This window comes from Virgibacillus sp. 7505 (assembly GCF_002272135.1).
GTDB lineage: Bacteria > Bacillota > Bacilli > Bacillales > Amphibacillaceae > Terribacillus.
In genome coordinates this window covers 1-245 of the sequence record NZ_NPBF01000259.1, presented here as the reverse complement: position 1 = coordinate 245, position 245 = coordinate 1, and the positions used below count along the sequence as shown (strand labels likewise).

At 44.9% G+C, this 245-nt stretch carries 1 protein-coding gene; it reads right to left on the bottom strand.

The annotated features are described in order from the left end of the window. The coding region (locus CHH91_RS18865; RefSeq protein WP_141234237.1) for an ABC transporter transmembrane domain-containing protein at positions 1-245 on the bottom strand (245 nt) is incomplete at both ends.

The following is a 245-nucleotide window of genomic DNA, read 5'->3' as shown; positions in this document are numbered from 1 at the left end:
AACAATGCCCGAAAAAAACGGGATTAACTGCATCGTTAGAAAATCTTTTATGACAAGCGTATCATTGGTCATCCGGCTCATCAATTCCCCAGACGAGTGCCTGTCAAAAAAAGGAACAGGCAAGTGCAGCATCCGTTGCCAAGCTTCTTTCCTTAGCGCGAACACGACTTTCTGGCCAATGTACATCATCGTATAAAGGGCAAAACCGGACATCACAAGTTGTGCTAAAAACACAGACGCAAGCA